9 protein-coding genes are annotated in these 12,288 nt (G+C 34.8%); 4 read left to right on the top strand and 5 right to left on the bottom strand.

The features are described 5' to 3' along the window. The 5 genes from ABEB31_RS07015 to miaB all read right to left on the bottom strand — a co-directional run bounded on the left by ABEB31_RS07015 (position 1) and on the right by miaB (position 5,849). Positions 1-1,833, bottom strand: coding sequence for a tetratricopeptide repeat protein (locus tag ABEB31_RS07015; RefSeq protein ID WP_347050632.1), 1,833 nt, complete (start codon positions 1,831-1,833; stop codon positions 1-3). Between the two features lie 95 nt (positions 1,834-1,928). Further along, a complete protein-coding gene (locus ABEB31_RS07020; RefSeq protein WP_347050633.1) occupies positions 1,929-2,435 on the bottom strand; it encodes an LptE family protein in 507 nt (168 codons plus the stop codon). A gap of 86 nt (positions 2,436-2,521) precedes the next feature. Next, the gene (locus ABEB31_RS07025) at positions 2,522-3,778 is read right to left on the bottom strand and encodes a sigma-54 interaction domain-containing protein (RefSeq protein WP_347050634.1); all 1,257 of its coding nucleotides are present in this window, start codon (positions 3,776-3,778) and stop codon (positions 2,522-2,524) included. A gap of 120 nt (positions 3,779-3,898) precedes the next feature. Next, entirely contained in the window at positions 3,899-4,270 is a 372-nt protein-coding gene (locus ABEB31_RS07030) for a GxxExxY protein (RefSeq protein WP_347050635.1), read from the bottom strand. A gap of 133 nt (positions 4,271-4,403) precedes the next feature. Further along, positions 4,404-5,849 carry a tRNA (N6-isopentenyl adenosine(37)-C2)-methylthiotransferase MiaB gene (gene miaB / locus ABEB31_RS07035; RefSeq protein WP_347050636.1) on the bottom strand — a complete coding sequence of 482 codons (1,446 nt, stop codon included), beginning with the start codon at positions 5,847-5,849 and terminating at the stop codon, positions 4,404-4,406. Between the two features lie 326 nt (positions 5,850-6,175). Between miaB and topA the strand changes: the two genes are divergently transcribed. From topA to porL, 4 genes are all read left to right on the top strand, one after another. Beyond that, positions 6,176-8,713, top strand: a complete 2,538-nt coding sequence (topA, locus tag ABEB31_RS07040; RefSeq protein WP_347050637.1) for a type I DNA topoisomerase — start codon at positions 6,176-6,178, stop codon at positions 8,711-8,713. 6 nt (positions 8,714-8,719) lie between these two features. Continuing rightward, positions 8,720-9,871: a formimidoylglutamase gene (locus ABEB31_RS07045; protein WP_347050638.1), complete on the top strand. Its 1,152-nt coding sequence runs from the start codon at positions 8,720-8,722 to the stop codon at positions 9,869-9,871. Positions 9,872-10,133: 262 nt separating this feature from the next. Then, entirely contained in the window at positions 10,134-11,537 is a 1,404-nt protein-coding gene (gene porK, locus ABEB31_RS07050; protein ID WP_347050639.1) for a T9SS ring complex lipoprotein PorK/GldK, read from the top strand. 55 nt (positions 11,538-11,592) lie between these two features. Further along, entirely contained in the window at positions 11,593-12,240 is a 648-nt protein-coding gene (porL, locus tag ABEB31_RS07055; RefSeq protein ID WP_347050640.1) for a type IX secretion system motor protein PorL/GldL, read from the top strand. Positions 12,241-12,288: the final 48 nt, after the last annotated feature.

Here is a 12,288-nt window from a genome sequence, read left to right on the forward strand (position 1 = left end):
TTAATTATTGTTATTGTTATTTTGTTGTAAAATCTTTATATCCGATATGCGGTCTGCAAAGAAAGTAATTTTTTCTGGATATTTCAAAATTAATATTTCATATGCCTGAATTGCTTTTGTATATTTCTTTTGTTCCAGATATACTCTGGCTAAAGTCTCTGTCATCAGATAAGAATTGTCATCAGAATTGCTTTCAATTTGCACCGCCGGGGTACTGCTCGTAGATCTGATTGGAGAGATTTTAGGATTGGTTTCGATAAATTTATCGATAATTTCAGCCTTTTTCTGTCTCTCTTCGATAATTACTTTTTCTTCATTTACTGTCTCAGATGCCATTTCTTCTTTTTGCGGCCCTTCATTCGAACGGTCAATTGGTTCTGTCCTGGATAATTGAAGCCATTCCTGAAACGAATGTTTTTCATTTAAAGAAAAATCAAGAGGTTTCCCAATTTCTAAATGTTCGGCCGCTGTCTTTACATTTTCATTTACCGGCTTTTCAATTTCTTGTTCAGCATCTTGTGAAATCTGAGTTTGTATTTCTGGCTGAATTTTTTCTTCCTGGGCTTTTTCTGCGAAAACTTCTTCTCTCTTAATTTCTTTTTCTTGAGAAATTACAGGTTCAGTTTCCTTAATTGCAGAATACGCTGGTGGCTCAATAATATTAAGTTTAAATTCCGGAATAATCATTTCTTCGATGACACTATCGTCTTCGTCTTCTTCAACAGAATTAAAAACTGGTTGTTCAGCAATAGTTTCAGTTTTTGATTCTTCAATTTTTGATTCCTGAGAAGTTGGCGCTTCGGCTTCCTTAATTGAACTTAAAATCGAACGTTCGATTGCAGAATCAATTTTTTGTTCTTCGATTTTTAATGGTTCTGCTGGAGTTGGACTTTCGGCAACTTTTATAGAACTTAAAATGGAATTTTCAATACGGTCAATTTTGATTTCTTCGATTTTAGTTTCTTCCTCTGAAGTCTCAACATCGGTAACATCGAAAGTGGTATCCTCAACCGGATCAACTTCAATTGAATCAACTTCAATTGGATCAATTTGTTTTTCCTCTTCTTTAACCGGCCTTTCGTAAGTTATAAATTGAGCTTCTTTTAAAGGAGTAAAATAAGATTCGTCAATTACAGGAATTGCTTTTGGCTCTTCAATTTTTACCGATTCTTCATAGGTAACAGATTGTGCATCCATTATCGCTTTGAAAATAGAAGGATCTATTTCCGGGAGATTATTCTCTACAGTTTTTACCTCTTCAGCCGAATCATCTGCATCATCCTTGCTGTCATTCGTTACGGCTTGTTCAGGTTCTTCTGTTTTAATTTCTTCTGGAATAATTATAGAAGAAACCTCATTTTGGCTGTTAAGAGTTTCTGCAATAACTGAATCTTTTAAATCCTCTGTTTTTATAATTTGCTGAGGAGTTGATGTTTGAGCCTCTTTTATGGAGTTTAGAATGGATTGCTCAACGGGATCAACTTTTACTTCAAGTGCTTTTTTGATTTGTTCAGGAGAAATAATTTCACTGTCAAAAACTTTGATCTCCAGAAGATCTCTTAACTTTTGTTCATAAAAGTCATTCTGAATAGAAGTAAAAGCTTCTGAAGTAATAAAATCAAATAAAACAGAACGATCAGCTGTATGGGCAGCCGTTACTTTTAAGGCATAATTATACTTAAAGCTGTTTTGATTGTAAAGTCCTTTTAATCGCAATGCACGCGCGCTTTGAAAATACGGAAATTCATTCAGAACACTCCCTAATGCGTCCGCCTGCTTTTCTGTAATAGCATCGGGTTTGTTCATTAAGTAGGTATAATCGGTAACGTTCATTATTTTATTTTGTTTAATCGTTTATTTGTTTAATCGTTTATTTTGGCTGTCTTATCGATTAAACGGTTTTACGATTAAACGACTCAACAAAAAAATTACCATTTTGCCAATGATTCATTAAAAATATCCTGTGTTATTCTTTCGAAAATTGTAGTAATAGCGGCATTTAAAGTAGATCCTGTCGGTAAATCTCTTCCCGGGAAATCATAATAAAATTCAAAAGATTTTTCAAAGTCATCTGTTTCTTTCTTTTTATTCATAAATCTCACATTGACACGAATAGACAAACGGTTTTGTGCAGCCTGCTGATCTGCAGTTGCGGTCATTGGAGTAATTCTGTAATCTGTAATTTCACCTTCGTAAACCAAATCACCACCATTACTCACTAAGTTTAAATTGGTTTGATTCATAATCAAATCCTGTAATGTCAATGTAAAAGTACGGTCAATTCCAGGCTCAATTAAGTCGGCATTGTTCTGAAAGAAGTTAACCTGAAATGTTTTGGCATCAATCTTCCCGGTAGTTCCTGTAAAGTTGTAAACGCCACAACCACTTAACATAAAAAGGCTGATAAATGCAAAAAGTGAATATATTTTTTTCATAATATTTAGTAGAAAAATTCCAATTGTGTCCAAAGATAGCAATTTGGTATTTGGCCCGAAGTTTCGGTATTAATTGTTACGATTTATTAAAGATCGAATTGTTTGATTTTGCGATATAAGGTTCTTTCTGAAATTCCCAGTTCGTCTGCAGCAGCTTTACGTTTTCCTTTGTTTTTTTCTAATGATTTTTTAATCATTTCGATTTCTTTTTGTTCCAGACGTAAAATTTCTTCTTCCTCAATAGTTTCAGCAAACAAATAATTATCATCCTGCATCTGATAGTTTTCTTCTCTAACAGCCGGGGTTGTCATTACAGCAGTTCTTGGCTCTTCTTCAAAATCAATTTCGCTGTCATTTTCCTGGTTTCCGTATATTTTCTGAATCAGATTTGGATTAATATCCTGCACTTTAGTACCATTTTTCATCAGTTCCAAAGTCAGTTTTTTCAAATCGTTAAGATCGCTTCTCATATCAAAAAGCACTTTATACAAAATGTCTCTTTCTGTGCTAAAATCACTTTCTTTCTTATTTTCATTAATTACAGAAGGCAGATTACTTCCTTCGGCAGGTAAATAAGATTTTAAAGTTGCCAGTGTAATGTCACGATTGGTTTCTAACACAGAAATCTGTTCGGCAACATTTCGAAGCTGACGAATATTTCCGCTCCATCTGAATTTTTGTAAAAGCTGCACTGCATCATCATCCAGTCTTAAAGGTGGCATTTTGTATTTATGAGCAAAATCTGCTACGAACTTTCTGAACAGTAAATGAATGTCGTCGTTTCTTTCACGCAAAGGAGGAAGCGTAATTTCGACTGTACTTAAACGATAGTACAAATCTTCACGAAATTTTCCTTTTTCGATTGCATTAAAAAGGTTTACGTTTGTGGCAGCGACAATTCTCACATTGGTTTTTTGAACCTGGGAAGACCCCACTTTTATAAATTCACCGTTTTCCAAAACACGAAGTAATCTCACCTGAGTCGTTAAAGGTAATTCTCCAACTTCATCCAAAAAGATTGTTCCTCCGTCGGCTACTTCAAAATAACCTTCACGTGTACTTGTTGCGCCTGTAAAAGCACCTTTTTCGTGACCAAAAAGTTCACTGTCAATTGTTCCTTCCGGGATAGCTCCACAGTTTACAGCAATATATTTTCCATGCTTTCTGTGTGAAAGCGAGTGAATTATTCTGGGAAGATTTTCTTTACCAACACCACTTTCCCCAGTTACCATAACCGAAATATCAGTAGGAGCAACCTGAATGGCTTTTTCGATAGCACGATTTAATTTCGGATCATTTCCAATAATCTCAAATCGCTGTTTTATTGCTTGAACTGTTTCCATGTGTATTTTGTTTCAGTTTTATTTGTTTCAGGTTTCAAGTTTTTACTTTGACCTCAAACTTGGCTTGTATGTTTTTTTTGGCCACGAATTACACCAATTTCACTAATTTTTGAAATATGGTTAGTGAATGACTCTTTTATGCTGTAATGTCTTTTTATTAAAATTAACAATAATTCCTAAATCGCTGTCAGCTAATCTTAAATAATTTATAGTTTGAGCTGTGTGTTCATCGACGATTTCTTTTGATGCTTTTACTTCTAGAATAATTTCATCATAAACAACAAAATCTGCATAGAATTTATGTGCTAAAACAATTTCCTTGTATTGAATGTTGAATTCTTTTTCACGCTCATATGGGATATTATTTTTTCTAAATTCATATTCCAAAGCATCTTTATAAACAATTTCCAAAAGCCCGCCACCAAGAATTCTATGTACTTCCATGCAAATGCCAACAATCTTATAATATTCTTCTTTTTTATATAATTCCATATTTGTTTTTAAGCAAAACTAAAAATAAAATAAAGAAAAATACTACTTTTTATTTTACGCTTTCAATTTCTAATTTATGGATACAGAATCTAAAAATTAGTGAAATTGGTGTAATTCGTGGCAAAAGAAAAAATCAATTCATATTTGAATATCCAACCGCTTCACCTTTTAAAGTTCCACTGGTACAGCTTGTGATTTTTACGTTTACGAAATCTCCGATCTTATAATTTTCTATTGGGAAAACAACCGTAATGCTTTGAGAGTTTCTTCCAGAGAACTCGTCTTTTGATTTTTTAGAAACTTTCTCAACTAAAACTTCAACCGTTTTTCCAACAAATTCCTCACTTCTAAACCACGCATGTTTTTGCTGCAAATCCACAATTTCCTGTAATCTTCTGGCTTTTGTATCTTCTGGAACATCATCTTCCATTTTTCTTCCAGCCAAAGTTCCAGGGCGCTCAGAATAAGAATACATATAACCGAAATTATATTTCACATATTCCATTAAACTCATTGTATCCTGATGATCTTGTTCTGTTTCTGTAGGGAAGCCGGCAATCATATCCTGCGAAATCGAAGCATCTGGTATAATCGTTCTAATTTTATCAATCAAAGCCATATATTCTTCACGCGTATGCAAACGGTTCATTTCTTTCAAAATTCTGTTGCTCCCCGATTGAACCGGTAAGTGAATATGCTTGCAGATATTTGGATATTTCGCCATAACATGCAAGATACTTTCGTGCATATCCTGCGGATTTGAAGTGGAAAATCTGATTCGCATTTTAGGAAAGCCAATCGCAACCATTTCCAGCAATTGATCAAAATCAACCGCTGTGGCTTTTTGCATTTCAGAAGCATTTACAAAATCCTTCTTCAATCCGCCGCCATACCAAAGGTAACTGTCAACGTTCTGACCTAAAAGTGTGATTTCTTTAAAACCTTTGTTCCATAAATCCTGAATTTCTGCCATTATGCTCTGCGGTTCACGGCTGCGCTCGCGTCCTCGTGTAAAAGGCACTACGCAAAAGGTACACATATTGTCGCATCCTCGGGTAATTGAAACAAGTGCTGTTATACCGTTACTCATTAAGCGAACCGGCGAAATATCTCCGTACGTTTCCTCTTTCGATAAAATTACATTAATAGCATCGCGTCCTTCTTCAACTTCTGCCAGTAAATTTGGAAGATCTTTGTAAGCATCCGGACCCACAACAAGATCGACAATTTTTTCTTCTTCTAAAAACTGACTTTTCAGACGTTCTGCCATACAGCCCAAAACGCCCACTTTCATTTTCGGATTTGTGCGTTTTACCGCATTGTATTTTTCCAGACGTTTACGAATAGTCTGTTCTGCTTTGTCCCGAATAGAGCAGGTATTTACCAAAACCAAATCGGCTTCTTCCAAAACCGAGGTTGTGTTATATCCACCTTCAGACAATATGGACGCTACGACTTCACTGTCCGAAAAATTCATCGCACAACCGTAGCTTTCTATAAAGAGTTTTTTAGTATTCTCAGGTTTATTCTCTAAAACAAGACTTTCGCCTTGTTTGCTTTCTTCAATAATCTTTTCCATTGCAAAAATTCAAAGTGCAAAGATAACGTAAATGATGTAAATGTGACAAGATGGCAGAAAAGAATTTTAGATTTATCATTTTAGATTGTAGATTGATATATAATATGAAGATGAGAGATTTGGACAACAATAATCTAAAATCTTAAATCTTTATTCTAAACTATTCAGACACATTTTCGGGTAAAAGTTATACCTATATATATAATAGGAGAGAATACAGATAAATCTGTAATTTTAAGAATCATAATATCAAAATACCTCAAAAATGAATTAACAAGGTTGATATTTAAAAAAAATAGATACTTTTGTTGCAGAAAAATACAGCAATGGCAAAGAATTTAGTAATAGTGGAGTCACCTGCAAAGGCGAAAACGATCGAGAAGTTTCTCGGGAGCGACTTTCAGGTTGAGTCAAGTTATGGTCACATAGCCGACTTACCATCCAAAGAAATAGGAGTAGATGTAGAGAATGGTTTTAAACCTAAATATGAAGTATCTCCGGACAAAAAAGCTTTGGTAAGTAAATTAAAGACACTATCTAAGAATGCCGAAATGGTTTGGTTAGCAAGCGATGAGGACCGCGAGGGTGAAGCTATTTCATGGCACCTGGCGGAAGAACTGAAACTGGATCATAAAAAAACCAAAAGAATTGTTTTTCACGAGATTACAAAAACCGCAATTTTAAAGGCAATTGATAATCCCAGAGAAATTGATTATAATTTAGTAAATGCACAACAGGCCAGAAGAGTTTTAGACCGTTTAGTAGGTTACGAATTATCTCCGGTTTTATGGAGAAAAATTAAAGGCGGACTTTCTGCAGGACGTGTTCAGTCTGTTTCTGTTCGTTTAATCGTAGAAAGAGAACGCGAAATTCAGAATTTTAATGCAGTTGCAACGTATTCTATTGTTGCAGAATTTGTAAACGAAGCCGGAAAAGCATTCAAAGCAAAACTGCCTAAAAATTTCAATACAAAAAAAGAAGCCGAAGATTTCTTAAATCAAAATATTGGCTCTAAATATAAGGTAGCAGATTTAGAAACTAAACCTACCAAAAAATCTCCAACAGCACCTTTTACTACTTCTACTTTACAACAGGAAGCAGCGAGAAAATTGTATTTGCCGGTTGGGATTACCATGCAGTTAGCTCAGCGTCTTTATGAAGCCGGACTTATTACCTACATGAGAACAGATTCAGTAAACCTTTCCAGTGAGGCTATGAATGCTGCAGAAGCAGAAATCATCAAATCTTACGGAAAAGAATTTTCTAAACCTCGTGTTTTTGCTAATAAAAATAAAGGAGCGCAAGAGGCACACGAAGCAATTCGTCCTACTGATATGTCGCGCCACACTGTAAACATTGATCGTGATCAGGCTCGTTTATACGATTTGATCTGGAAAAGAACTTTGGCATCACAAATGAGCGATGCGCAATTAGAAAGAACAAACGTAAAAATTGAAGCAGATAATCACAGCGAAATTTTTACTGCCTCCGGAGAAGTTTTGCTTTTTGAAGGATTCTTAAAAGTTTATCTGGAAGGTCACGATGATGACGAGGAAGAACAAGAAGGAATGCTTCCTGCATTAAAAGTAAATGAAAAATTAGCTAATAATTATATTACGGCTACAGAACGATATTCCAGACCGCCGGCACGTTATACTGAGGCATCTTTGGTTAAGAAGCTGGAAGAATTAGGTATTGGCCGTCCTTCTACGTATGCGCCAACTATTTCTACTATTATTAATAGAAACTATGTTGAAAAAGGAACATTAGAAGGACAGGAGCGAAATTATACACAACTTACTTTGCAAAACAGTAAAGTAGGAGAGAAGCTTCTGAAAGAAAATACAGGATCAGATAAAGGAAAATTAGTACCTACAGATATCGGAACAATTGTTACAGATTTCCTGGTGAAAAATTTCGGAAACATCCTGGATTACAATTTTACAGCAAAGGTAGAACAGGATTTCGACGAAATTGCCGAGGGAAATATAGACTGGGCAAATATGATGCAGGATTTTTATAATCAGTTTCATCCAAATGTAAAAGAAGTTGAGGCAAATGCTGAGCGTGAAAGCGGAGAAAGAATTTTAGGAAAAGATGCAGACGGACGACAGGTTTCTGTTCGTTTAGGAAAATTTGGGCCAATGGCGCAAATTGGCGAAGCAGATGATGAAGATAAAAAGTTTGCCAGCTTAATGGCAGATCAGAATATCGGAAATATTACACTTGAAGAAGCTTTAAATTTATTTTTACTTCCAAAAAGTTTAGGTGACTATAAAGGAGAAGAAGTTGAGGTAAATAATGGGCGTTATGGTCCGTACGTGCGTCACGGAAGTGTTTTTATTTCGTTGCCGAGAGGAGAAGATCCTCTTAATGTTTCAAAAGAAAGAGCTCAGGAATTAATTGACGAAAAAGCACTTGCGGATGCGCCAATTGCAGTTTATAAAGGAGAAGGAGTACAAAAAGGTGTGGGACGTTTTGGTCCATTTATAAAATGGAACGGACTTTTTATAAATGTGAGTAAAAAATACAATTTTGACAATTTATCACAGGCAGATGTTGAAGAACTGATTGAAGATAAACTTCAAAAAAATATTGATAAAGTTCTTCACAATTGGGAAGAAGAAGGAATTGTAGTAGAAAAGGCTCGTTGGGGACGTTCTGTAATTCTAAAAGGAAAAATCAAAATTGAATTGAGCAAGGATGTTGATGCAACAAAATTAACATTGGAACAAGTTCAGGAAATGATAGCCGCCAAAACACCGGCAAAGAAAACTGCAGCCAAAAAAACAACTGCAGCCAAAAAAACAACAACCACTGCTAAAAAAGCCCCAGCTAAAAAAACAGCTGCTAAAAAGAAATAATTATAGATGGAATTTGATTTTCTAGAACCAGTTAATGATGCAATTGTAAAATTCGTCGGCGCACTGTCTTCACAAGAGCTTGGAAGTAAAGTTGTCTTTCATACCCAGGATCAGTTTCCTGATATTGAACAGATTAATATTGCTGTAATTGGCGTTTTAGAAGATCGAACAAACATCAATATGATTAATGAAGTTAATCTTACAGCTGTACGTAAAAAGCTGTATAGTATGTTTCCTGGTAACTGGGATGCTTCAATTGCAGACCTTGGAGATATACTTGCAGGTGATACCATTGAAGATACTTATTATGCTTTAAAGAAAGTTACCGCTTCCTTAATTAAGAGAAAAGTAATTCCTATAGTCCTGGGAGGTTCGCAGGATTTGACCTATGCAATGTATCGTGCTTATGATGATCTGGAGCAAATGGTAAATTTAGTTGCTGTTGATAATAGATTTGACTTCGGAAAAGAAAACGAATCTGTTTCTGCAAATTCTTACCTGACAAAAATTATTATCGACGAACCAAATAACTTATTCAATTACTGTAATATAGGTTATCAGACATATTATAATTCGCAAGAAGAAATCGATTTGATAGAAAAGTTGTTTTTTGATGCTTACCGATTGGGTGAAATTTCAAATAAAATTACTTTAGCAGAGCCAATATTTAGGGATGCAGATTTGGTAAGTATCGATTTGAATTCGGTAAAATCCTCAGCTTCAGGAAATACAGTAACTTTTGAGCCGAATGGTTTTAACGGAAAAGAAATTTGCGCATTAGCGAGATATGCGGGAATCAGTGATAAAGTGTCATCTTTCGGAGTGTTTAATCACAATAGTACAATGGCAGAATCGGTTATTATCGCCCAGATTGTGTGGTATTTTATTGAAGGGTTCCATTACCGTTCTAAAGAATATCCATTTGGAAGCAGGGCAAATTATTTAAAGTATATTGTTCCTCTTGATGACGAAGAATTGATATTTTATAAAAGTGACAAAACAGATCGTTGGTGGATTGAAATTCCGTACGAATCAAACAGAAGCAATAAATTGAAAAGAAATACGTTATTACCCTGTTCTTATGACGAATATTTGTCGGCTTGCAATCAAGAATTGCCAGAAAGATGGTGGAAAGCGCAAAGAAAAAACGCTTTATAAAAAGAAAATTTAAGTTTAATCTTAGGTTTCTGAAATGCGTAAAAAAAAGTTAAAATAAGTTAGTAGGAAAATAATTATAAATGGTAAAATTTAACGTTTTACATCGATTTTTTAAAACAGTTTATCGATAAAATATTTTTTTTTTATTTTATTTAACATTATTTTTGAACGGTAAAATAAATTTCGCAAGTAGTATTGTTTTTTAGATAAATAATAAATACGTTTACGGACTTTTAATAATGAATAGATAATCCAAATTTATATGAAGAAGTTTATTGCATTTGCAGCAATGTTAACACTGGTAATTGGCTGTGGTAAGTCAGGTGACAAAGGTGAATTAGTTGGTGTTACAGGAGGGAAATGGCATCCTGAAAAACCTTATGGAATGGCTTTGGTTCCGGGTGGATCTTTTATCATGGGTAAATCTGATGCAGATTTAGCTAATGTAGAAGATGCTCCAACAAAAACGGTAACTGTACGTTCGTTTTATATGGATGAAACTGAAATCACAAATAGTGAGTATCGTCAGTTTGTAGAGTGGGTTAAAGATTCTACAATGAGAGTTCGTTTAGCAATTTTAGCTGACGAAACGGGTCAAAAATCTACGGATGGAAAAGGAAGTAAGGGCGGAAGTATTTCTGACTACGCATTTAATGATTCTGATCCTGAGAAAATGACAGCTTACGATAAATATATGTATGACAACTATTATAGTGTCGGTACAAAAGATGATCCGTATGCAGGAAGAAAATTAAACAGAAAAGTTAAATTAATTAAAGATACAAAAGCATATCCGGACGAATATTACACTGAGGTAATGGATTCTATGTATTTGCCAATTGAAGAATCATACAATGGTTTGAGAACAATTGATGTAAATAAATTGAAATTCCGTTATTCCTGGATGGATATTCAGGCAGCTGCAAAAGCAAAAGTTGGAAAAAGAAGTGACTTCGTAAAAACGGAACAGGTAAATGTTTATCCTGATACAGCAGTTTGGATTAAAGATTTCGCTTACTCTTATAATGAGCCAATGCATAATGATTATTTCTGGCATAAAGCTTATGGAGATTATCCTGTAGTTGGTGTTACCTGGAAACAGGCTAAAGCATTTTGTGCCTGGAGAACTTTAAACAAAAACAGTTATATTAAATCTAAGAAAAAAGGACGTGATTTAGTTAATGCATTCAGATTGCCAACTGAGGCAGAATGGGAATATGCTGCTAGAGGAGGTCTGGAATCTGCGACTTATCCTTGGGGTGGTCCTTACACGAAAAGTGACAGAGGATGTTTCTTAGCAAACTTTAAGCCAAGCAGAGGAGATTATGCTGCAGACGAAGCATTATATACTGTTGAAGCAAAATCATATGAAGTAAACGGTTACGGCTTATATAACATGGCAGGAAACGTTTCTGAGTGGACCGATTCAGCTTACAATCCTAACGCTTACGAATATGTTTCAACAATGAATCCTAACGTAATCGATGGTAAAAACCAAAGAAAAGTAGTTCGTGGAGGTTCCTGGAAAGACGTTGCATACTTCTTACAAGTAAGTACTCGTGATCATGAATATGCGGATTCAGCAAGAAGTTACATCGGATTCAGAACTGTACAAGATTACATGGGAACTCAGGTAACTGGGGGCGGCGGTAACAAAAGAAAGTAATTTATAATTTATCAATATCCAACAAATCTATTTTAAAACCTAAAAAAAAATTATTATGGCATTATTAAGTAAAAAAGCAATGAATTTCGCTTATGGTATGGGAGCGGCAGTGGTAATCGTTGGAGCTTTATTCAAAATTACTCACTTTGAGATTGGACCATTAACAGGAACAGTTATGCTTTCAGTAGGATTAGTTACTGAGGCGTTAATTTTTGCGCTTTCTGCTTTCGAACCAGTTGAAGACGAATTAGACTGGACACTTGTTTATCCTGAATTAGCTAACGGACAAGCTAGAAAAAAAGAAGTTAAAGCTGAGACTCCATCTGATGCCCAAGGATTATTGTCTCAAAAATTAGATACATTATTAAAAGATGCTAAAATTGACGGTGAGTTAATGGCAAGTTTAGGAAATTCTATCAAAAACTTCGAAGGAGCTGCAAAAGCAATTTCTCCAACAGTAGATTCTATTGCAGGACAAAAGAAATATGCTGAAGAGATGTCAATGGCTGCTGCACAAATGGAATCTTTGAATAGTTTATACAAAGTACAATTAGAAAGTGCTACAAGAAACGCACAGGCAAACACTGAAATTGCTGAAAATGCTTCTAAATTAAAAGAGCAAATGGCTTCTATGACTGCAAATATCGCTTCTTTAAACAGCGTTTACGGTGGTATGCTTTCTGCAATGAGTAACAAAGGATAATTAGTTTTTAACTAGATATTAAATTTATTAATAAGAACTAATTAGAAA

Source organism: Flavobacterium olei, from assembly GCF_039749035.1.
Classification (GTDB): domain Bacteria; phylum Bacteroidota; class Bacteroidia; order Flavobacteriales; family Flavobacteriaceae; genus Flavobacterium; species Flavobacterium olei.

Bases quoted from the DNA above. Each gene is read 5' to 3' on its own strand.
- ABEB31_RS07015 (WP_347050632.1), bottom strand. From the start codon at position 1,833: ATGAACGTTACCGATTATACCTACTTAATGAACAAACCCGATGCTATT.
- ABEB31_RS07020 (WP_347050633.1), bottom strand. From the start codon at position 2,435: ATGAAAAAAATATATTCACTTTTTGCATTTATCAGCCTTTTTATGTTA.
- ABEB31_RS07025 (WP_347050634.1), bottom strand. From the start codon at position 3,778: ATGGAAACAGTTCAAGCAATAAAACAGCGATTTGAGATTATTGGAAAT.
- ABEB31_RS07030 (WP_347050635.1), bottom strand. From the start codon at position 4,270: ATGGAATTATATAAAAAAGAAGAATATTATAAGATTGTTGGCATTTGC.
- miaB (WP_347050636.1), bottom strand. From the start codon at position 5,849: ATGGAAAAGATTATTGAAGAAAGCAAACAAGGCGAAAGTCTTGTTTTA.
- topA (WP_347050637.1), top strand. From the start codon at position 6,176: ATGGCAAAGAATTTAGTAATAGTGGAGTCACCTGCAAAGGCGAAAACG.
- ABEB31_RS07045 (WP_347050638.1), top strand. From the start codon at position 8,720: ATGGAATTTGATTTTCTAGAACCAGTTAATGATGCAATTGTAAAATTC.
- porK (WP_347050639.1), top strand. From the start codon at position 10,134: ATGAAGAAGTTTATTGCATTTGCAGCAATGTTAACACTGGTAATTGGC.
- porL (WP_347050640.1), top strand. From the start codon at position 11,593: ATGGCATTATTAAGTAAAAAAGCAATGAATTTCGCTTATGGTATGGGA.